Genomic DNA, 21,237 nt, shown 5'->3' with positions numbered 1-21,237 from the left:
CGGTCTTCGTCACCGTGACGGTGGGTTTGACGGTCGGGCAATTGCCGCCGTAGGCGTCCGTGGAGTGGCCCGGCTTGTTCTGGTCGCAGTGGGGGTCCGTGACGTACGTCGTGCCCGACTCGGGCGCGCTGGTGCCTCCAAGAGGCCACTGTTGGACGAGGAAGGTGGCCTAAAGACGGCCCCAGGGTGCTGGGTCAGGGCCCTCGACGCTACGGCTCCGCGGTGTCTCGAACCATGCCGGTCATGAGCACGTGGACGTCCATGGCCGTGGCGGAGCAGGCGCTGCTGCGCCGAGCCATGCAGAAGCAGCGCTGCGAGCACGGACGGCCCTGCTACGAAGGCCTGCGTCCAGGGAGTTAAGCTGCGATTCGAGGGGGCCGGTGAAGCGTGGCGTAATAATGCGAGGTCTGCGGTTCCGCCTGATTGTCGGCGGGGTCTGTGCGCTGAGTTGGGGCGCCCTGTGAACAGCTAGCGTAATGACCGCGGGGGTGCTGGGCCACTGGCACGGTCTGCTGTCGGCTTTCGTCTCCGGATTGATCCTGGTGGGCGGCAGCCTGATCGCGGGTGCGGTGCTGGGCCTGCTGCTCGGCGCGGCATTGGCGCTCGCGCCCGACTGGCTGACCTCCCATGGGCTGCTCCGCCGGCTTCTGGCGGGATTTGTTGCTGGGACGCTCTTCCTGGGTGAGGCCGTGGTCAGCGTTGAGGGCGGCATTCTGCCGGTGCTGTTGGTGATCGCGTGTACCCCGGTGGTTGGCGCGGTAGCGGCTGCGTGCAGTGGTGACATTGCAGGGAGGAGCCGCCGTCATGCCTGGTTGTGGCCGCGCACGCTTACGCGGACGGAGATTGGCGCACTCGCCTGGCGCGGCAAGCTCCGTGCCGTAGTTGAGCTGCTGTGGAACTGATGGCTACCGCCCCGGAAACCCGGCCCCGGTGCGCCCCGAGAGGTCGGCGGAGGCAGTGACCGAGTCAAGGCGCTGGGCGCCAGCCGATGGTGCGTACGGCGCCCGTACCGGGTCCAGGCTTTGAGGTCTTCCCTCATCCTTATCAGGTCGATCACGGGGGTCTGTCAACGTCGGTTAACGGCCCTTGCGCCTTGGTCGATCGTCCACTGAGGTCCGGTGCCGACCGGTGCTGTTCGTGCTCGTTGGTGTCAGCCGTTGGTGTCAGCTGCCGCACGTGGTCTTGACAAGGGCTGCCCCCGCCGTCCTGCGGCACCAGGGATTTGGACGGCCAGCAGAGCTCATGAGTCGTTGCCAGCCCCGAAGCGGTTCTGAAGGTCGTTGGTGATCGTGGACATCCTGGCGATGCCGTGTGGAGGCGAGAGTTCGGAGACCGGGAGCTCGACTTGTGGGTCGTAGCCCTGCAAGCCGGTCTCGCGTTCAATGATGACGGCCAGTGCGTAGACCATCCCGAGGACGTGGCCTGCCTCGTCCCCCGTGTGCCAGTAGGGCACCGTGATCGCTACCTCGTCGATGAAAACGGATGCCTGAATGCCCGTCGCCTTGTGCGAGAGCTCGCACGTTTCACCGGTCTCGAAGAGATCGATCTCGCCAAGCAGCTCCCGGGCTTGAGGAACGATGCGGTCCCACGCCTGGATGAGCCGCCGACCTGGTGAAACGGTCCTTTGGGGAGCTGCGGTGGCTGGTGCCCAACGCTCGCGATTTCCCGCTGTTCCCCGTTCGGTCTGGTGCCGATGTGGTGCGGTGCTGGTGCGCCCCTCGGCGGCACTGTCAGTGCGTGTCGCTAAGGTCACCGTCACTGACAGCTGAGCAGAGAACCACCAGGGGGAACTTCATGGCAAGAGAGATCGCGGCGGCTGTTGTGGACGCGTGGGATGAGATCGAACGGTGGTACGAGGCCCAGGGTGCCGCGCATCTGATCCTGCCTCCTGCCTCCTGCCTCCGGTGAGCAGATCGCCGTCCTTGAGGAGATGCTCGGCATCGAGCTGCCTGAGGCGGTCACGGCCTCGCTGCGGCGACACAACGGATCGACGGACGGGGGCTGGCCCACGGGCACGCTGTTGTCCTGTGACGGCATCCTGCAAGAAGTGAGTGTGTGGCGCAACCTCCTGACCAGCGGCGGCTTTGACGACCTCAAGGACTTCGTTGCGGACGGCGAGGCACTCAAGGCCGGCTGGTGGCAGTTCGGTTGGGTCTCGCTCGATGCAGACGGCGGGGGAAACGGCGCGGTGCTGGACCTGTCGCCGGGTCCTGGGGGAAAGGTCGGCCAGGTCATCGACATGGACCACGAAGCAGGGCCGAGCGGGCCCATAGCGAGTGACTTCGTCGGATACCTGACGGCAATGGCCGCCCGGCTGGGCGACTTCGCAGTGATCGACGGACAGTACGTCGAGGAACAGTAGACGGGGCGCGCCCTATGCACCCTGGCCCAGCCCTGGCGCGGGATGACCTCGTGGACTTTGCCGTACGGTCTCATCTTTATCAGGTCGATCATGGGGGTCGGCCAACGTCGACCAACCGCCCCTCGGCCTCGGCCGATCGTTCACTGAGGTTCGGCCTCGACCGCTGCCGTTCGTGCTTGGTGTCAGCCGCTGGTGTCAGCCGCCGCACGCGGTCTTGACAAGGGCCGCCCCGCCGTTGCACGGCCTAGAGCTGCTGCCACTCCAGGCGCCGCTCGGTCACCTGATCCAGTATCCGGCAGGAGCCTGCGACGGTGACTACCGGGCAATCTCGGCATCTTCCTCTCACGACACTTCCGGCCCTGGAACCCCGGGACTGGCGCCGCTGCCCCGGCCGCCCACCCTCTTCGGCACGCGGAGGCACACGTCCAACCCAGCTATTCGTCTGTCGGCGCCCCCTCAAGCGGCCGGCGGCCGCCGTCGCCTGCGCCGTGTAGACGAACGACGCACTCCCGGTGCGCAGCACGCGTCATCCATGCACCGGCCCACACGGCCCGGCCGACGACGCATCCGGCATCGTTCAGCGGACCGATCAGACCTGCCGAATCGTGCCGCCCGGCCTTCCCAGACTGGACGAGCATGAGCAGCGATGAGGTCAGTCACAGTCCGCTGTCTGCCCGAACCGGGCACTGCAAACAGTCCACACGGGCAACGATGAATGGTACAAAACGTATGGCAATGCTGTGACCTGCGGATTCACGTCGTCCCATCAGGCACCATCGGGCGATTTCAGGCCCGTTGTGGGCCGCTTTGCGCGAAAAGTTGGTTGGTATAAATGTCCGGCAAGACCGGGCACGCCGTGCCCGGAACGGAAGGCGAGGTGAGCGCGATGAACGCCGAAGAACGTCAGAGCCGGATTCTCGCGCTCGCCCGCCACCAGGGACGGGTCGAGGTCACCACCACGGCCGTCGACCTGGCCGTCGCACCGGAGACCGTCCGCCGCGATCTCAGCGTCCTGGAACGCAGGGGCCTGATCCGCCGCACCTATGGCGGCGCCTATCCCGTCGAGGGCGCGGGCTTCGAAACGGGCCTCCCTGAACGGGAGACCCTGCACGTCAAGGACAAGCGCCGTATTGCCACGGAGGCTGTCAAGCTCCTCGGTGACGCGGAGACGGTATTCGTGGACGAGGGCTATACCCCCCAGCTCCTCGCCGGCCTCCTCCCCTGTGACCGGCCCCTGACCGTGGTCACCGCGTCACTGTCCACCGCAGCCGCGATCGTGGACTCCCCGCAGCTCAACGTGTTGCTCCTCGGAGGCCGAGTCCGGGCCCGGACGCTGGCCACGGTGGGCTCATGGGCCTGCGCCATGCTCGAACGATTCGTGATCGACCTGGCCTTCCTAGGGTCGAACGGCATCTCCCGCGAGCTCGGCTTGACCACCCCCGACCCGGTGGTGGCCGACGTCAAGGCCAAGGCACTGGCTGTGTCGCGCCGACGCGTCTTCATGGGGCACCACAGCAAGTTCGGCGCGAGCAGCTTCTGCCGCTTCGCCGGGGTGGACGACTTCGAGGCCATCGTCACCGACACCGGGCTCTCCAGCGCCGAAGCGCACCGCTACTCACTGATGGGGCCCCGCGTCCACCGGGTCTGACCAGCTCAGCCCGCCCCTACGGCCACGGGCGGCTTCACCGGAGCCGCTCCGACGGCACCCCCTGTCTAGTCGACCGAACACACCCGTCTGCCCGATCCCACATTCCCGCCCCCGTCCTCGCTGCTCACACCCGACATTTAATGAAAGGGACGATCATGAACTCCAGAAGCACTGTTCTGCGGCGCACCATGCCGCTCGGGGCGCTCGCCATGTGCGGCGCTCTGCTCACGGCCTGTGCGGGCGCGGGTGGCTCGGGGGGCGGCTCCGGCTCGCACTCCATCAACGTGCTGATGGTGAACAACCCGCAGATGGCGGACCTGCAGAAGCTCACGGCGGACAACTTCACCAAGGAAACCGGCATCAAGGTCAACTTCACGGTGCTGCCCGAGAACGACGTCCGTGACAAGATCACCCAGGACTTCTCCAGCCAGGCCGGCCAGTACGACGTGGCCACGATCAGCAACTACGAGACGCCGATCTACGCCAAGAACGGCTGGCTCGCCCCGCTGACCTCGTACGCGAAGAAGGACACCGCCTTCGACCAGAGCGACATCCTGCCCGCCATGCAGCAGTCCCTGACGGCGTCCGGCCAGATATACGCCGAGCCGTTCTACGGCGAGTCGTCCTTCCTGATGTACCGCAAGGACATCTTCAAGGAGAAGGGGCTGACCATGCCGGCCAACCCCACGTGGCAGCAGGTGGCCGCCCTGGCCGCCAAGGCCGACGGCGCCAAGTCCGGGATGAAGGGCATCTGCCTGCGCGGCCTCCCGGGATGGGGCGAGGTGATGGCTCCTTTGACCACGATGGTCAACACCATGGGCGGCACCTGGTTCGACAAGGACTGGAAGGCCCGGGTCGACAGCCCCGCCTTCACCAAGGCGACCAAGTTCTATGTCGACCTGGTGCGGTCCCACGGTGAGGCGGGCGCCCCGCAGTCCGGGTTCGCCGAGTGCCTCAACGACATGGAGCAGGGCAAGGTCGCCATGTGGTACGACGCGACCTCCGCGGCCGGGTCGCTCGAAGCCAGTGGGTCGCCGGTGGCCGGCAAGATGAGTTACGCGCCCGCACCGGTCGACCAGACCAAGAGTTCGGGATGGCTCTACACCTGGGCCTGGGGTCTGCAGAAGGCGAGCAGCCACAAGGACGACGCCTGGAAATTCATCTCCTGGGCGTCCAGCAAGCAATACGAGAACCTGGTGGGCGCCAAGCTCGGCTGGTCAAGCGTCCCGGCGGGCAAGCGGACCTCCACCTACAGCAACCCGAAGTACGTCGCTGCGGCCTCGGCCTTCGCCACCGCCACCGCGAACGCGCTGAAGTCCGCCGACCCGAGTAACCCCGGTGTGCAGCCGCGGCCCGCCCCCGGTATCCAGTTCGTCGGCATCCCCGAGTTCACCGACCTGGGCACGCAGGTCTCCCAGCAGATCAGCTCCGCCATCGCCGACAAGACCAGTGTCGATCAGGCGCTGAAGGCCAGTCAGGCGCTCGCCGAGAAGGTAGCCGCCAAGCACGCGGCCAAGTGACCCCTTCCCGATCCACCCGACGCTCACGGCCTCCCGGTCCCGCCCCCGCGGGACCGGGGCACCGGAGCACAGCGGAGACCTACCGATGACCATCACTCACCCGCTCACCAAGCGTGCCCGGGCGCCGCAGACCGCCCACCCGGCGGCACCCCCACGGCGATCCCGCGGGGCGTGGGCCCGGCGGGCCCCACTGCTCCCGGCCCTGATCTTCATGATCGTGGTCACCCAGCTGCCGTTCGTCGGCACCGTGGCGATCTCGTTCATGCGCTGGAACGCCCTCGACCCGAACAACAAGGCCTTCGCGGGTCTGCAGAACTACAAGAATGCGGTGACCGACCCGCAGCTGCGTTCCTCCCTGCTGACGACCGTCACCCTGACCGCCACCGTGGTCCTGGTCAGCCTGGCACTGGGCTTGGGGCTGGCCCTGCTCCTGGACCGCAAGTTCCGCGGCCGCGGCATCGTCCGCACCATGCTGATCACACCGTTCCTCGTCGTGCCCGTGGCCTCCGCGCTGCTCTGGAAGCACGCGCTGTACAACGCCACCTACGGGCTGATCAACGGATCGCTGACCTGGCTGTGGAGTCTGTTCGGCAGCGACAGCGCGCCGCAGCCCGACTGGCTGTCCTCGCTACCACTGATGTCCGTGGAGGCATCGCTGATCTGGCAGTGGACACCCTTCATGATGCTGATCCTGCTGGCCGGGTTGCAGAGCCGCCCCATGGACGCCGTCGAGGCGGCCCGCGTGGACGGTGCGACCACCTGGCAGGTCTTCCGCTACCTCACCTTCCCCCACCTGCGCCGTTACCTGGAGTTGGCCGCCCTGCTCGGCAGCATCTACGTGGTGCAGAACTTCGACGCCGTCTTCACCCTCACCGCCGGCGGCCTGGGCACCGCCAACCTGCCCTACACCGTCTACGAGACCTTCTACCAGGCACACGACTACGGGCAGGCCTCCGCGGAGGGCGTCATCGTCGTCATCTGCTCCCTCCTCGTGGGCACTTTCGCGCTCAGGACCGTCTCGTCCCTGCTCCGAGAGGAGACCCGCTGATGGCCACGCCCATCGACACCCCCGGGGGCTTCCTGGCACGTCGCAAGCGCGGTGCGCTCGGCCTGCTGGCCTGGCTCTGCGGAACCGTCTTTTTCCTCCCGGTCGCCTGGATGGTGCTCACGTCGCTGCACAGCGAGTCCGACGCCGCGACCAACCCGCCGAGCGTGGGGGCGCCGCTGACCCTCCAGGGCTACCGGGAGTTCTTCGGCGCGAGTACCGGCGTCTCTCCCTGGCCGCCGCTGATCAACTCGTTCTCCGCGAGCCTGATGTCGACGCTCCTGGTGCTGGTGCTGTCGATCCCGGCCGCCTACGCGCTGTCCATCAAGCCGGTGCGCAAGTGGTCGGACGCGATGTTCTTCTTCCTGTCCACCAAGATGCTGCCCGCGGTGGCCGGGCTGCTGCCGATCTACCTGATCGCCAAGGACAGCGGCCTGCTCGACAACGTCGCGCTGCTGGTCATCCTCTACACCTCGATGAACCTGCCGATCGCGGTATGGATGATGCGTTCCTTCCTCGCCGAGGTCCCCGGCGAGATCCTGGAGGCGGCCTCCATCGACGGCGCCGGACTGCCCACCGTCCTTGCCCGGATCGTCGCACCCGTCGTCGCCCCCGGCATCGCCGCCACCTCGCTGATCTGCTTCATCTTCAGCTGGAACGAACTGCTCTTCGCACGTGTGCTCACCGGCGTCGTCGCCGGCACCGCGCCCGTATTCCTCACCGGCTTCGTCACCAGCCAGGGCCTCTTCCTGGCCAAGGTGTGCGCCGCCGCCGTCTGCATCTCCCTACCGGTACTCATCGCCGGGTTCGCCGCCCAGGACAAACTTGTCCAGGGCCTGTCCCTTGGAGCAGTCAAGTGAAAGCCGCCGTCATCCACTCGCCCGGCCAGGTCAGCGTCGAGACCGTCGACGACCCCACACCCGGCCCCGGGCAGGTGGTGATCGAGGTCTCCGCCTGCGGACTGTGCGGCACCGATCTCCACATCCTGCAAGGCGAGTTCGCACCCACCCTGCCCATCATTCCCGGGCACGAGTTCGCCGGCCAGATCATCGCCCTGGGCACCGGAGTACGCGACCTCAAGGTCGGCGATCGGGTCGCCGTCGACCCCTCGCTGCACTGCCACGAGTGCCACTACTGCCGCATTGGGCGCGGCAACCTGTGCGAACGCTTCAACGCCATCGGCGTCTCCGTCCCCGGCGGCGCGGCACAGTACACGGTCGCCCCCGCCGCCAACTGCGTCAGGCTCCCCGACCACGTCCGCGCCGAGGACGCCGCCCTCATCGAACCGCTGTCCTGCGCGGTACGCGGGTACGACATCCTGCGCTCCACCCTCGCCAGCAATGTCCTGATCTACGGCTCAGGCACCATGGGCCTGATGTTGCTGGAACTCGCCAAGCGCACCGGAGCGGCCACCGTCGACATGGTGGACATCAACGAGGACCGGCTCGCCACCGCCCGCACCCTCGGCTGCAGCAACGCGGTGACCACCGCCGACGAGGTCGAGCGCCCGCGCGGCTGGGACGTGGTCATCGACGCCACCGGCAACGCCCACGCCATCCAAGACGCCCTCGGCCGGGTCGGCAAGGGAGGCACCTACCTGCAGTTCGGCGTCGCCGACTACGCGACCCGGGCCACCATCGACCCGTACCGGATCTACAACCAGGAGATCACGATCACCGGCTCGATGGCGGTCCTGCACAGCTATGAGCGCGCCGCCGAGCTGTTCGCCGGCGGCGTCCTCGACCCGGACATCTTCATCAGCGACCGGCTGCCGCTGACGGACTACGCCGAAGCCCTGCGGCAGTTCCAGGCCGGGAAGGGCCGCAAGATCCAGGTGCTGCCGTGACCAGAAGTACCGAACGCGGACACGGCCGGGCCCGCACCGAGCCGGCGCCGGGAGTCCTGGTCGGCAGCGGGGACACAGCAGGCCCCGGGCTACCGGCGCTCGTCATCGGCGAAGCACTGGTGGACGTCATCGCCGGTCCCGACGGCCCGCGCCGGAGCCACCCCGGCGGCAGCCCCGCCAACGTCGCCCTAGGCCTGGGCAGGCTCGGCCACCCCGTCCGACTCGCCACCCGCGTGGGACACGACCACCTCGGCAGGCTGGTGCGAAAGCACCTGGAGGGCAGCGGGGTCGACTTGACACCGGGATCCCAGGTCAACGCCCCCACCTCCACGGCGACCGCCGTACTCGATGCCAAGGGCGCCGCGAACTACACCTTCGACATCACCTGGGCGCTCTCGGCGGCCGTCGAGGAAGCACTGCGCGACGGCCCCCCGGCACACGTCCACACCGGATCCATCGCCACCGCCCTGAGCCCGGGAGCCGACCAGGTCTACAGCACCCTGCACGCCCTGCGGACCTCAGCCACCCTCTCCTACGACCCCAACCTCAGACCCGCACTGCTCCGCCCCGCGGAGCAAGAGCGTGAACGGGTGGAACAACTCGTCGCCATCAGCGACGTGGTGAAGGCAAGCGAAGAGGACCTGGCCTGGCTCCACCCGGGCGAGAACCCCGACAAGACGGCAGCCCGCTGGGCACGAAACGGCCCGTCGCTGGTCGTCCTCACCCTGGGAGCGAACGGCGCCCGGGCCTGGTGGCGGCACGGCTGCCAGGACATAGCGCCGGTGTCCGTCCAGGTCATGGACACCGTGGGGGCGGGCGACGCGTTCATGGCAGGCCTGACCAGCCGACTGCTGCATGCCGGGCTACTGGGAGGCGGCCCCGGAGCCGAGGCAGCAACGGCACGCGCGGCACTGCACACGGCTACGGACACCGACCGACTGCCCGAGGTTCTCGGCGACGCGCTGGCGGGCGCCGCTCGAACGGCCGCGCTCACGTGCGCCCGTCAGGGAGCGGACCCACCCACAGCAGCAGAACTAAGCTTGGCGTTTATGCAGCTTTGCTGCTTGTGATGGGTGCCGTGAGGTTCGGTCTGTCCTGTTTTCCGACGGGGTGCTCACGTGCACGGTGCTTGTTCTTCCTGCCGATTGGCCGACTGGGGCCTGCGGTGCTGGGTTTCGGTGCGCTGGCCGGCTGAGGGGTGCTCGGGGTTCTCGGCATACCAGGCGTCGATGTCGATCTGGCCGCATGACGCGAGGGTGGTGTTCCGCTGGCTGAGCCATTGCAGGAAGGCGGTCGCGTACTTGATCTGTTCGCCGGCGAAGCGGCGGATGCTGGGTGTGATGTGGCTCCGCTCGGCGCGGGCCCGCAGTCCGGGGAGGACGTGCCAGGTCGCGAAGAGCCTGATCGTCTTGGTGTGCTCGGGTTCGGCGATGTCGGCCAGGTGGCCGGGAAGCCAGCGCTGAAAGGAACAGAGGTGCTTGTCCACCGCGGGCAGACCTCCGCACGCCATGAGGAGTTCTTCCAGGTGAGAGGCCGCCCGCCAGGGCTGGAGTTCGTGAAACGCATCGTGGGTCAGCGGGATCTCGCCGAGGCCGAGTCGACGAAGCAGCTGTGCGGCGTTCCCCAACTGGCCGCGGCGCATGTCCAGCCAGGCCAGGGGGCGGCAGCGCGCGGATGACCGGCTGATAGGTCTCCTGGTGGCCGCCGTCTTCGCCGTCGCACTGGTGTGACCGTCGTCAACTGGCTGCTGGCCCACTGGTGGATCCTGGCCGTTGCCGGCGCACCCCGTAGGCCGACGGCCCTCTCCTGAAACCGCCCACGGTCGGGTTGTCGTCTGCGTCGGCGACACCGACACCCGTCGGTGACTCTGGCCTAGCGGCGGGCCAGTCGCCAGCAGATGACGTGGGATGTGTACCGGGACAGGGTGTGGGAGCCGCACGAGGCCGAACTGGCGGTCGAGGCGGTACAGATGCGCAGAGTCGAAGCCCGTGTCACGGACTTCGCCGCCGCGCACGGCCTGGAGCGCATCACCCTGGCTGTGACCGGCGCCCGGCTTGGTTGGGCAGATGCCGCCCAGTCCGCGCGTAGTTCGAAGACGATCGGCCACATCGAATTGGGACACGTCTGGTTCTTCCCCGAGGGCCTGGCAGCACTGCCGCACATCGTGGAGCACCAGCTCGTGCACATCCAGCGCAATGATTCCGCCCGGCACGTCCTCTGGGCCTCGGCCACCGCCGCGGGCAGCGTGGCCTGCGCCGGACTGCTGCCCCTCACGTACGCCGCCGTGATGATTGCCCGTCCTCTTGACCATACGCGCCACCGTGGGTTGGCCGGCGGCGGCTGGCTGTACCACGGGCAGCAGGAGGCGCGGTGGGAAGCTATTCGCGCGCAGAGCCTGCGCTACGGCCTGTCCCAGCTGGATGCCCTCCACCACTTCCGGTTCGAAGAAGCGGGTGCGTGACCTGATGCGTCGCGATGGCTGCCATTACGCGACCCGTGTCGGGGGTGGCGGCGACCTGGGTGCCGACGTGAAGGCCACCGACCCCTACCGGCGGCGCTGGGTGATCCAGTGCAAACACCGGTGCAACGGCCTCGCCGGCTCCGCCGTGGGCACACCGGACCTCCAGGTCCTCAACGGCACGGCCCGCCAAGTCCACGGTGCCGACGTCGCGGTCATCGTGACCAACGGGCGGGTCACCGCACCCGCCGTGAACTTCGCCAAGCAGCAGCGCCTCCATGTGGACGGAGCTGGCTCGCAGGCCGGTGCGGCCTCGGGCAACTTCACTAGAGCCGGCCCTGTTTGAGTCAACCCCGCCTATTGCGAGACAGCACGCATATCACTGTGCGTTGTTCGAACAAGATCGATATAAGACCATATGCTGGTGGTCCGCCATGCATGATCACGGTCTGTAGCAAGTGGAATCTGCCTAGCCATTTGCGTCGCAAAAGTTCCCTTGCAAGGAAGGAATGGGACCCCGTGGCTTCCACCGCGACCCGAGACAACATGAGTCACGGGGAAGGCATCCCATCCAGGGGGAATCATGCGAAACTCGGCAAGGGTAATAGGCGCGGTCTCCACGCTGTCGGCTGCCATTGCGCTGACTGGTGCAAATGCAGCTTCTGCCGCCCCTTCGGCGCACAAAGGGCACGAGGTGACTGTTGCGACGCCGATGAAGGTGGTCGGATTCGACGCAGCAGTAGCAGAACAGCACGGCTACAAGATCGTCACGTTACCGAACGGGCAGCAGACGTCCGTGCCGAAGCACGGCCACGTCGCCCCGCAGTCGATTCCTGTGGTGCATGGTGACTGTGGAGAATCGTACATCCACTTCTACGCAACCGGCGGCAACTACGAGGGAGAGGTCAACACCGGCTACAAGGTCGACCACGATGTCATTCGCTACGGTTGGACCGTAGACGTCACTGACAGGTTCGGCGTCGGTAAGCTCCGTGACAGCGGGTGGGCCACCGGACCGAATCATGAAATGCATTTCCTCACGCACTCGGGAGGCGCGGGGGACGCTACCGCACAGGTGGAAGGCGGAAGCTACGTCATCCTGATCGACGGCGAGGAGTGTCACTCCGGGACCCCGTGGGACACAACGTACTACTACAAGGACTGACCGCACACTTCGATAAGTGAGGAAAAATGAACATCACGCCGTCAAGTCGTAGGCAGGCCATGGAGCAAGAAATCGCGACGGCTGCGAGGGAGTTCGACGGGGTGATGTTCGGCCTCCCTGGGCAGGGCCCCACGGGAACGCTCAGCCAACAGGAAAACGGAATATACGAGACCTTCTTCATTAAGTATGATATCGATGGGCGCGGAATAGGAGTCGGTACAACAACCCTACATGTCGCCCCTCCGTTCGCTTACCGCTGGCTGGCTACTTTTGCCAAGAATTGGCAACCACGAGATCCGACGCCAAGGCGCGTCGATTTAAAGGTCGGACATGAGGAAGTCGGTCTTGCTGGCGGCTTTCCGAACAGATTGCAGGCGTACCGGCTGGGACAAGTCAGCGCACTCTCTGCTGAAGTGGATTACCTCACCTGGATCGCAATCGGTGATCTCGACCTGATCTGTGCGCAGTGGACCGAAATCAGGGCTGTTACAGGAACAGATCGTTGAGCGGATGACCCGGCTTAGAGCGACGGAATCCCATCGCCATGAGATCTTCCTACGACTGCGGCCGGCCAACACGGCTGTTCGCCAGCCACAGCTACGGACGGCGTGAACGCGTGCCGTGATGTCGCCGAGCTGGGCGAAAAAGCCAGGCCAGAGATCGCGGGGTAGGAGCCGAGATGCTCGGGGGCGGGCACACCAGTGAGGTGGCTCTGCATGATCCAGTCCCGGCCGGTGATCTCCTGTGACCAGTCGGCGAACAGGACGCGCAGGACGAGGCTGGCGATGGGAGAGAGGTAGGGGACGGTGGCCGCCTCGTTGCGCATCAGCTCACGCTCGGAGCTGAACTGCTGCTCCGGAGCGGGGGCGATGCGCAGGATGACCGGTGTCTCCATGCTGTCGACGGTGATCCGGTAGGTCGTGTTGTACATGCCGCCGCCGAGCTCCACAGCGGAGGCGACCCGTGCGGCGTCCCCGAGGGCGCGCTGGCCGATCGCCTGGATGTCCTCGGCGGTGACGGGCTGCTGAAAGGCGTGCGGGTCGCGGGGGATGGATCGGAAGTCCATGGAGGTCCTTCAGGCCCGAGCAGGGAAAGCGGCTGGTCAGAAGTAGGCGACTGAGTTACGGGACCGGTGGGGAGTGGTGGTGGGCTTCCCGACCCGCGCGTCTCCGCGCAGAAGTTCACCTTCCAGGGCGTACCGGTCGCCGTGCTTGCCGATCCCGGTGATCGTGGCAACGGCCAGCACCAGGCCCTCGGTGTTGACGATCTGCACTTCGTCCTGAGCCAGGGCTCGGTCCGCGTTGAACTTCCAGACCCCGCGGCCGGCCTGCCACGCCTCGTCCTCCGTCATCCCCGGGCGCCACCCGATCGTGGACCGGCCAAGGCGGTCGCCCGGCTCCGCGGGCCGCTCCGGGCCCAGCTGGATTTGAAGCACACCCACTCCTCAACTTTCTAACCTGTTGGAAGTGGGCGTCTTAACTTGTCAACAAGTTAGAAAGTTTCTGCTTCTTCGGGATGAGGCTCGTGCCCAGCCGTAAGCGCTCGCTGGTCCGGCGACCAGACGGACGACCATAGGCCGCCGCAGACAGCGGCCTGAATTAACCTCACGCGGCCTCTAAGCACTCTCATAAGATCGCCAGCTGACCCGTCAGGCCGTCAAGCGCCTGACGCAGTAAAGGGGGAACGGTTCCATGCGAATTGGGCAAAAGGCCATCGTGACGGCACTCGCCGCCAGCCTCGCTGCCATTGGCCTCGCCACAGCATCGCCAGCATCTGCACAGATCTACGGGCCGGACAGTTGCATCTCGGGCAGCATGACCATCAAGAACAGCGCCGGCGCCTACCAGTGCTTCCAGTGGGACGGCATTGTGGGCGCGTCTCGTGCCGGCTCATACCTGCTCGTCAACGACTGGTACACCCGCGTCGATGCCGGCATGTACAAGCTGACCGTGAGCTGGCACGACCTCAGGACGGGCGTGTGGACTACGAACCAGCTGCTCCCGTGGGGGTACGCCAACCAGCCCACCGGTGACAGCAAGCTCTACAGCATCACCTTCGACTCGAAGTGAGCCATGCGGCGCGCCGCCCACGGAGGTCAGCGGAGGCCCGCGTCCCGTCGTCAGCCCGGTCAGGGCACCTGCAGGGCCACAAACCCCCCGCTTGTGCGACACCCGCGCTCCACCGACGAGCACGGCCGTGGTCTTTTCCTCGCCATTGGATTCGAACCTGGGCGGACCCCCGCGCAGCAGTCCGGGCCCGAGCTGCGCCCACAGCGTTCAGTTATAAATGCAGCACCTTGCCGACGTCCTTGGACTGGAGGCTGAGGAGCGCGCTGAGCAGCATGGTCGCTTGCTTGCAGCCGTTCACAGGGTGGTGCAACAGGATGACGCACGACGTTCACCGTGCTGTCACCTTCATGTGGGCTGGTACCGGCAGCGTGATCCGCGTAAGGCGGTTGACGGAGGGGTTCTGAAACGTGACGGTGTGGTGGCGTGAAACGGTGACCGCGGGTCGCTCAGGGACATGGGTGCTGGTGCTGGTCTGGGCGGTGACGCGGGCCGTACTGCTGCTGACCCTCTTCGGTGCCCTGCGCTTCCCCGGTGATGATGTCCGCCCTGATGTGGTCGTCATCTACCACGGCTGGTACGAACGGCTGCTGACCGGCAGCTTTCCGGTCGGCGATGTCACCTGGCAGTACCCGCCCGCCGCGGCGGCGGTCTTCCTCGCACCGGCACTGCTGCCGTTCCTGACGTACTCGCACGCCTTCTACCTGCTCGCCTGCGCCGCCGACGCGACGGTCCTGGCGATGCTGCTGTGGGCCGGGCGGGCTCCCGGCCGGGACCTGGCCGGCGCCTGGCTGTGGGTTGCCGGGGTCGCCGTGCTCGGCCCGCTGGCCCTGGCCCGCTACGACGTGATGGTCACCGCATTGGCGGTCGCCGCCCTGCTGGCCGCTGCACGGCACCCCCGGGTGGCGGGCGCGTTGGCCGGGATCGGCGCGCTGGTCAAGGTCTGGCCGGTACTCGTGCTTGCCGGTGCGCGGCGGGGCCGCACGACCCGCCGCTCCTGGACTGCGGGGCTGGTCACCACCGTCGGCGTCAGCGCCGCGTTTCTGGCCTTCACCCGGGGATCGTTCGCGTTCCTCACCGAGCAGCGTCAGCGCGGCGTCGAGATCGAGTCGCTGGGTGCCCTACCGTTTCATGTCCTGCGCCGGCTCGGCCTGTGGCACGGCACCTCCCGGCTGCACTACGGGTCGTACGAGTTCCTCGGCCCCTATGTGCCCACCGCGGCCCGGATCGCAGTGGCTGGCGCGGTGCTGGCCTTCTGCTGGTTGGTCTGGTGGCGGGTACGCGCCCGCACATTCAGCGACGTCGTGCTCTACGACGCGGCGTTCGCCGCGGTGCTGGTCTTCGTCACGACCAGCCGGGTGATCAGCCCGCAATACTTGATCTGGCTGCTCGGCCTCGGCGCGCTCTGCCTGACCAGCCGTTCCACCGTCCAGCGCCGGCCTGTGCTGCTCATCCTGGCCGCGTGCTTCTTCACGGTGCTCGAATTCCCCGTCGGCTTCGGCCCGGTCGTGCGGAGCAATCTGCCGGGCATCGTCGTACTGCTGATCCGCGACGGGCTGCTGCTGGTGGCGACGGTCTCGGCCTGCCGCCGGCTCTGGCGCAGTACGGCCTCGCGGCCGCAATCGACGTCTGACGACGCGGCGTCCTCGGACGCCCACTACGCGGTGGCACATATGGGTTGAGCCGCCGCAGGCGCCAGGGGCGTCAGCCCTCGCCCGGTGGATCCCGGCGTCGAATCCAGCAGAGCCCGACATCGACGCGAGGGGGATGGCCTCCGAGGACATCGCTGCTGGACTTCCGGGACGCCCCAGGCCTCCACCAAGGCGTGCAGTTCGTCCCAGCTTCGGCAGGGCGTGTCCTCCAGGGATGCGGAGACGCCGTTGTACCAGCCCAGGCAAGAAGAGCGCCTTGACGGGGCCCCGCGGTGTGCGGGGCCCCGTGTCGTGTATGGCAGTGCTCAGGGCTTGGTCATCGTGCGGTTGTGTTGGTGCCGCTGGCCCACAGGGCGCCGCCCTTGCCCGGCCCTCCGGTGTTTTTGTAGACGACGAGGTTGCCGTCGTTCTGCATGTACGCATACGCGCCGGAGTGGCCGCTGGTGCTGGTGGCCCACAGTGCGCCGCCCTTGCCGGGGCCTCCGGTGGGTTTGTAGACGACGAGGTTGCCGTCGGTCTGCATCACGGCGTACGCGCCCGGGTGGCCGTAGCTCCGGCTGGACCAGATGGCGGCGCCGTCACGGCGGCGGTACATCACCAGGTTGCCGTCCGTCTGCATGACCAGGCGGGTGTAGGTGCCCTGGGTCCACCAGCCGGGCTTGAGGGTGGTTCCGGAGTAGGTGGTCTGCGACCGGGCGTAGGTTCCGCTCGACCATAGGGGGGAGTGGCTTGCCTTTGCGTAGACGACGATGTCGCCGTCGTCCTGGGCGGTGGCGTATGCGCCCCGTTGGCCGTAGGTGTGGCTCGACCACAGAGCGCCGCCCTTGCCTGCGCCGCCGGTGCTGGTGTAGACGACCAGGTTGCCGTCTGTCTGCATCACCGCGTACGCACCCGAGTTGCCGCTGGTCCCGGTCGACCAGACCACCTGGCCCGCGCCCTTGCCCGTGTTCAGGCGGGCGACGAGGTTGCCGTCCGTCTGCATGGTCAGTGTCATCGTGGAGCTGTTCAGGCTGTGCCCCGGGGACAGATGCTGGCCGGGGTACATGAAGGAGCCAGCGGCGGGCCCGGGGGTGGAGGCTGGGACGTTCGGGTCGGCGAGGTGGATGTTCTTGCCGCTGTCCAGGTAGGCGATGGTGCCCTGCTCTGTGTCGACGGCCCAGGTCACCCGGCGGTCGTCGGTGACCGGCCCGGCGGGAAGGTCGGCAAGGTCAGTGGTGGCGGCGGTGTCGTTGTGCACGTCGGTCAGGGTCAACTTGCCCGCCGTCGTGTCGTGTTCGACGACGAATCCGTCGCCGAGCTCGGCGAGATGGGCGGGTACGGGGACGTCCTTGCCGGTGGCCAGGTCGTGCACGCCGGCCGGGCCCGAGGGCCCGCAGGACCAGTACACCCAGTGCTGGGCAGCGGCCTGCAGCTCACTGGGCACGCACGGGGCGTCGGTCGCGACGGTCTGGACGGTGCGCTGTGTGGTGAGGTCGATCTGGGTCAGCGTTCCGGAGGCGGGACCGGGGACCCACACGGTGGAGCCGGACAGTGCGGCGGCGGTGATCTGGCGGGTGAAGAGTACGTGGCTGGTGCCGCCCATGTCCGCGTCACCGATGTACTGCTTCTTCGTGGAGCCTCCGTCGTAGACCACGTAGGGGCCCTCGGCGTCGACGAGGGTGCCGCCGGCGGCGCCGGGGGTGACCATCACAGCGGAGTCGCCGGGAGACTGCACGGTGACGGCGTCGCCCTCGGAGTTGGCGTCGGCCCACAGCTGGGAGATGTTGCCGTCGCCGGTGGCGATGGGCGGGTTGCAGGTGGCCGTAGTGTTGCAGTGGGTGGGGGCGAAGGGGGAGCCGAAGTTCTGCTCGGTGCCGTATGAGGGTGGGGAGCCCGGCTGGACGCTGCGGTCGTAGACGAGGTCCCCACCGGCCGACGTGCGCCGGACCGTGAACAGCTTCCCGTTGCCGAGGGTCAGCCCGTCGATGGGGGCGAGCATGCCGGGGTCGGAGTCCACGGCGGTTCCCGTCGGGGTGCCCGCCGAACCGGCGGTGAACCGGCGGGCCGCCCAGTCGGTGACCGACGAGCCACCCACGACGACGGCCCCGCCCGGCTCCTGCCTGACACTGCTGGTAATGACGTGGTCCAGGACCGGCGTCAAGGCCGTTGAGCCGGACAAGGGCATCGCGTAGAGCGGGTAACCGATCGCGTCGTCTGCGCTGGACGGGCCGGTGTGCGACGCTGCGTACGTGATCAGCAGGGAGTCGCCCGCGATGCCCACCTGGTAGAGGGTGCTGGTGTACGTGCTGCCCAGCGGTGCCGGCGGGACCTGGATGGTGTTCTCCGTTCCGCCGGGGGCGGAACGGGACACGACGTGGACCTGCCCCCCTGAGGTGGTCCCGTTGGCACCGTACGACGAATACCAGGCGATGTACGTGCTGGACAGCACAGCGCGGGCACCGGAGACCAGCGGCCCCATGACGGGCGTGACCGCACCGGTCGCCAGGTCCACCAGCGCCAGCCGGTTCTCCGTGGTGCCGTTGGCGCTCTCGGTATAGCGCAGTACTACCGAGTTGGCGTCACCGGCCATCACCACAGCCTGCAGTGTGGCGCCCGCAGGCCAGCCCGTGACCGGTGTGTCGGTCTGCTGCCTCTCCGCCACGCCGAGCACGTGAAAGCCCGTCACGGTTCCATCAGCGGCCTTGGTGACCGTCAGCAGGCGCGAGCCGAACGTCCCGACGTAACTCTGGCCAGGGCCGGGCTTGACGGTCGTGGTCGTATCCGAGTCCATGTCGTGCAGCTGGTATCCGTCGGCCGACGGTGTCGCCACCACGTCGGCACCCGCGCCCCAGTACCCGGGTGCCGGGTTGGCCGTGACCTGGGGTACCGGGATGTCCGGTCCGCCCGCGTACTTCGTCCAGACGAAGGCGGACTGGTTATCGGACTGATGCAGGAAACCGCCGGTGCCTGCGAAGACGACGGCATCCTTGGGTGGATTGCTCAGCAGTGCGGCCGGTATGACCGTCTCGTCTGCGCTGTCGGCCGAGGCTGTCGCCGTAGTCAAGGGCAGGGCCCCCGAAGCGAGGGCGCATGCCGCGGCGACCGCGATGCATCCGCTCCTCAGGGTGTGCTGAGCCACCCATTCCTCCTTGGGAGTAAGCCACCGGGCCAAGCGGCGGACCGGTGGGGCGAAAGCGCCGTTGCCGGCGGCGGGGGTGCACACGGCCGGATTCGGGACCGCGTGGTTGTAGCAGTGGACGAGGTGTTCTTGCCGTCGCCATTGAGGTAACTGGCTGTCATCGCCTTCGTGTTGAGACTGAAAGCGGTGTTGGCCGATTGCTTGACAGCTGGGGCCGGAGCGCCACTGCTGGAGGACGCGGCTTGTACACCGCTCAGGGGCAGTCTGGACGTGTTCTGTGCAAGCGATGCAGAGGTTCCCACGAGGTGACCGCATGTACGAAGAAAGTATCTGCAACAAGATCGCAAAGAAGTGGCTGGATCGCGGTGAAGGAAAAAGGCGGCGAAAACCGCCGCTACCTGCGACGACGCGGGATATCGCACACCATCCCCGAACGGCTCGACCAGCGCAGACACCGCCATGACCGCGGTTCCCGCGGCGGTCGGCCCACCGGGTTCGACCGCGAACACTACAAGAAACGCAACACCGTCGAACGTGCCATCAACCGCCTGAAAGGCTTCCGCGCCGTCGCCACCCGCTACGAAAAACGGGCCTGCACCTACCTCGGCACCGTCACCCTCGCCGCACTCATCATCTGGCTCCGAACATGATCCGAGAAACAGCGCCTAGTGCTGTGACCGCATAGGTTCACCGGCTGGGCGCTCGTCGCAGAGCTGGGGCCAGGACTCCACCAGGGAGGCCTGGCCCAGCCCGGTATTGGCGCTCTGCCGGCTGGTCGAACCAGGTCTGCGCGTGGACGCCTGCTCTGGCGCACTGCCGAGGACGACGGACCGGGGCTGCCGCCCTCGTCCCGGGCGATCGTCTCGCCCTACGACACCACGGCCCGCCACGCACGGCACGGACACATCATCAACTGGAGAGGGTTCTGTGCTCATCTGACCGAGACTTGCGTTCCGGACAGCCCCAACGTGATCACGGACGTGGCCACCAGCGCGGCCACCATCCACGACAGTCGGGTCCTGCCCGACATCCACACCCGCTTGTCGCGGCGCGGGCTGTTGTCGCACGAGCACCTGGTCGACAGCGGCTACACCTCCCTGGTCCACCTGGAACAAGCCGTCCGTGATCACCAGGTCACCGTCTCCGGGCCGATCAGGGGCAACCCCACCCGTCAACATCGCCGGAACGAGGGCTTTGCCCGGGACGACTTCCGCATCGACTACGACCACCAGCAGGACACCTGCCCCCAGGGGCCAAGTCAGCCAGGGCTGGCACGGCCCCTACCCGACCTCCTCGCCCACTGCGGCCCCGCTGATCGTGGCCAGGTTCACCAAGGCTCAGTGCCACCCCTGCCCGGCCCGCACCCAGTGCACCACCTCCCGCGAAAGCACCCGCACTGTGGGGTTTCCCCCACGCGAACTCCGCGACCTGCAGCTGAGTGTCCGTACCGAGCAGCAGCCCCGAGTGGAAGGCCCGCTACGCGGTGCGCTCCGGAGTGGAAGGAACCGTCAACGAGTTCGCCCACGGCCACGGCATGCGACGATGCCGCTACCGAGGCCAGAGCAAGGCCCACGTCCAGCACGTCCTGACCGCCAACGCCATCCACATCGAGCGCCTCAGCAGACTGCCACCGACCGGAGATGAGCCCCTGCCCCGGCAGCCGACGGCCCTCCAGAGCTATCTCGACCAGTACAAGATCCCTCGGCTCACCTCCTGGCGAACCCTTGGCAGTTGACCTCGGTGACTCCAAGATCCCTGACAGAGTCAAGCTGAGCCGCTGGACGTGGACGAGGAACTGCTGACCGCGATGTCCTCTCCGCGCGAGTGGAGGTGAGCCGTCGGCGTTCTTGAGGAAGCTACCGATCTCTTGTTCCTCTCCGCGCGAGCGGAGGTGAGCTGACCCTGACCCGAGGACAGACCGCCGGTCGGCGCCATGCGAGGGCAGCCTCAGATGATCTCCAGCACCGCCGCCGCGAAGTTGAACCCGATCCCCGCACCCACCAGCATCACCAGGTCCCCGGAGGCCAGCTTCCCGTTCTCCCGCAGGTACGCCAGCCCCGCCGCCTGGTCACCCGCACCCAGGTGGCCGACGGTACGCCCGTAGCTCCAGAGTGACTGCTCCTCGGTGTAGCCCAGGATCTCGAAGTTCTCGGTGAGACCGCCGCCTCGGTGCAGGAACGGGACCACCGCGTGGCGGATGTTCTTGGGGCTCGCCCCGGCGTCGGCCAGCGCCTGGTCGTGGCAGGCGGACAGACCCTTCTCGTAGCGCCCCCACGCGGCCGGTGCCTCGGGCAGGGTGAAGAACTGCTGCATGCGCTCCGGCACCGGAACCGGCCGGCGCAGCCCAGGGGCCGGCG

At 67.4% G+C, this 21,237-nt stretch carries 19 protein-coding genes and 2 pseudogenes; 15 read left to right on the top strand and 6 right to left on the bottom strand.

Annotation, left to right across the window (positions count from 1 at the left end; all coding sequences use genetic code 11):
* The first annotated feature begins 476 nt into the window (after window positions 1-476).
* A complete protein-coding gene (locus ACWEN3_RS17430) occupies window positions 477-902 on the top strand; it encodes a hypothetical protein (protein ID WP_452971316.1) in 426 nt (141 codons plus the stop codon).
* Window positions 903-1,240: 338 nt separating this feature from the next.
* Here the strand turns inward: ACWEN3_RS17430 and ACWEN3_RS17425 are convergent, their stop codons facing one another.
* Window positions 1,241-1,759 (bottom strand): hypothetical protein, encoded by a 519-nt coding sequence (locus ACWEN3_RS17425; RefSeq protein ID WP_452971313.1) that lies wholly within the window; start codon window positions 1,757-1,759, stop codon window positions 1,241-1,243.
* A gap of 129 nt (window positions 1,760-1,888) precedes the next feature.
* Here ACWEN3_RS17425 and ACWEN3_RS17420 point away from each other — a divergent pair, with 129 nt between their 5' ends.
* From ACWEN3_RS17420 to ACWEN3_RS17390, 7 genes are all read left to right on the top strand, one after another.
* Complete coding sequence (locus ACWEN3_RS17420) at window positions 1,889-2,362, top strand: SMI1/KNR4 family protein (protein WP_452971321.1); 474 nt, start codon at window positions 1,889-1,891, stop codon at window positions 2,360-2,362.
* 886 nt (window positions 2,363-3,248) lie between these two features.
* Window positions 3,249-4,010, top strand: coding sequence for a DeoR/GlpR family DNA-binding transcription regulator (locus ACWEN3_RS17415; protein WP_452971318.1), 762 nt, complete (start codon window positions 3,249-3,251; stop codon window positions 4,008-4,010).
* Window positions 4,011-4,165: 155 nt separating this feature from the next.
* Window positions 4,166-5,530 (top strand): ABC transporter substrate-binding protein, encoded by a 1,365-nt coding sequence (locus tag ACWEN3_RS17410; RefSeq protein ID WP_452971310.1) that lies wholly within the window; start codon window positions 4,166-4,168, stop codon window positions 5,528-5,530.
* Between the two features lie 85 nt (window positions 5,531-5,615).
* The gene (locus ACWEN3_RS17405; protein WP_452971307.1) at window positions 5,616-6,578 is read left to right on the top strand and encodes a carbohydrate ABC transporter permease; all 963 of its coding nucleotides are present in this window, start codon (window positions 5,616-5,618) and stop codon (window positions 6,576-6,578) included.
* Window positions 6,578-7,435 carry a carbohydrate ABC transporter permease gene (locus ACWEN3_RS17400; protein WP_452971305.1) on the top strand — a complete coding sequence of 286 codons (858 nt, stop codon included), beginning with the start codon at window positions 6,578-6,580 and terminating at the stop codon, window positions 7,433-7,435. Before ACWEN3_RS17405 ends, ACWEN3_RS17400 begins: the two co-directional genes overlap by 1 nt.
* Window positions 7,432-8,421 carry a zinc-dependent alcohol dehydrogenase family protein gene (locus ACWEN3_RS17395; protein ID WP_452971302.1) on the top strand — a complete coding sequence of 330 codons (990 nt, stop codon included), beginning with the start codon at window positions 7,432-7,434 and terminating at the stop codon, window positions 8,419-8,421. The genes ACWEN3_RS17400 and ACWEN3_RS17395 overlap by 4 nt, the downstream gene beginning before the upstream one ends.
* The gene (locus ACWEN3_RS17390; protein ID WP_452971299.1) at window positions 8,418-9,491 is read left to right on the top strand and encodes a carbohydrate kinase family protein; all 1,074 of its coding nucleotides are present in this window, start codon (window positions 8,418-8,420) and stop codon (window positions 9,489-9,491) included. Before ACWEN3_RS17395 ends, ACWEN3_RS17390 begins: the two co-directional genes overlap by 4 nt.
* Window positions 9,492-9,535: 44 nt before the next feature.
* On the opposite strand, the gene ACWEN3_RS17385 is transcribed toward ACWEN3_RS17390, so the two are convergent.
* Window positions 9,536-10,063 (bottom strand): hypothetical protein, encoded by a 528-nt coding sequence (locus ACWEN3_RS17385; RefSeq protein WP_452971296.1) that lies wholly within the window; start codon window positions 10,061-10,063, stop codon window positions 9,536-9,538.
* Window positions 10,064-10,747: 684 nt separating this feature from the next.
* Here ACWEN3_RS17385 and ACWEN3_RS17380 point away from each other — a divergent pair.
* The 3 genes and pseudogenes from ACWEN3_RS17380 to ACWEN3_RS17370 all read left to right on the top strand — a co-directional run.
* A pseudogene (locus ACWEN3_RS17380) lies at window positions 10,748-11,225 on the top strand (restriction endonuclease); the annotation flags it as partial.
* A 348-nt stretch (window positions 11,226-11,573) separates the two neighbouring features.
* Window positions 11,574-12,044, top strand: coding sequence for a hypothetical protein (locus ACWEN3_RS17375; protein WP_452971294.1), 471 nt, complete (start codon window positions 11,574-11,576; stop codon window positions 12,042-12,044).
* 26 nt (window positions 12,045-12,070) lie between these two features.
* Entirely contained in the window at window positions 12,071-12,550 is a 480-nt protein-coding gene (locus ACWEN3_RS17370) for a hypothetical protein (protein ID WP_452971291.1), read from the top strand.
* A gap of 14 nt (window positions 12,551-12,564) precedes the next feature.
* Here ACWEN3_RS17370 and ACWEN3_RS17365 read toward each other — a convergent pair whose 3' ends face one another.
* Both ACWEN3_RS17365 and ACWEN3_RS17360 read right to left on the bottom strand, forming a co-directional pair.
* Entirely contained in the window at window positions 12,565-13,110 is a 546-nt protein-coding gene (locus tag ACWEN3_RS17365) for a phosphotransferase family protein (RefSeq protein WP_452971288.1), read from the bottom strand.
* 36 nt (window positions 13,111-13,146) lie between these two features.
* A complete protein-coding gene (locus ACWEN3_RS17360; protein WP_452971286.1) occupies window positions 13,147-13,479 on the bottom strand; it encodes a hypothetical protein in 333 nt (110 codons plus the stop codon).
* Between the two features lie 280 nt (window positions 13,480-13,759).
* Between ACWEN3_RS17360 and ACWEN3_RS17355 the strand changes: the two genes are divergently transcribed.
* Both ACWEN3_RS17355 and ACWEN3_RS17350 read left to right on the top strand, forming a co-directional pair.
* Window positions 13,760-14,113, top strand: a complete 354-nt coding sequence (locus ACWEN3_RS17355) for a hypothetical protein (protein ID WP_452971284.1) — start codon at window positions 13,760-13,762, stop codon at window positions 14,111-14,113.
* 458 nt (window positions 14,114-14,571) lie between these two features.
* Complete coding sequence (locus ACWEN3_RS17350) at window positions 14,572-15,792, top strand: glycosyltransferase 87 family protein (RefSeq protein WP_452971282.1); 1,221 nt, start codon at window positions 14,572-14,574, stop codon at window positions 15,790-15,792.
* Between the two features lie 286 nt (window positions 15,793-16,078).
* Here ACWEN3_RS17350 and ACWEN3_RS17345 read toward each other — a convergent pair whose 3' ends face one another.
* On the bottom strand, window positions 16,079-18,880 hold the full coding sequence (locus tag ACWEN3_RS17345; RefSeq protein WP_452971279.1) for a hypothetical protein: 2,802 nt from the start codon (window positions 18,878-18,880) through the stop codon (window positions 16,079-16,081).
* A gap of 386 nt (window positions 18,881-19,266) precedes the next feature.
* Between ACWEN3_RS17345 and ACWEN3_RS17340 the strand changes: the two are divergent.
* Window positions 19,267-19,530: pseudogene (locus ACWEN3_RS17340) on the top strand (transposase); the annotation flags it as partial.
* Window positions 19,531-20,318: 788 nt separating this feature from the next.
* Entirely contained in the window at window positions 20,319-20,615 is a 297-nt protein-coding gene (locus ACWEN3_RS17335; RefSeq protein ID WP_452971276.1) for a transposase, read from the top strand.
* 212 nt (window positions 20,616-20,827) lie between these two features.
* Here the strand turns inward: ACWEN3_RS17335 and ACWEN3_RS17330 are convergent.
* The coding region (locus ACWEN3_RS17330; RefSeq protein WP_452971273.1) for a 3-oxoacyl-[acyl-carrier-protein] synthase III C-terminal domain-containing protein at window positions 20,828-21,237 on the bottom strand (410 nt) is incomplete at its 5' end.

This window comes from Streptomyces sp. NPDC004561, assembly GCF_053602155.1.
This window is presented reverse-complemented; position numbering and strand designations above follow the sequence as displayed.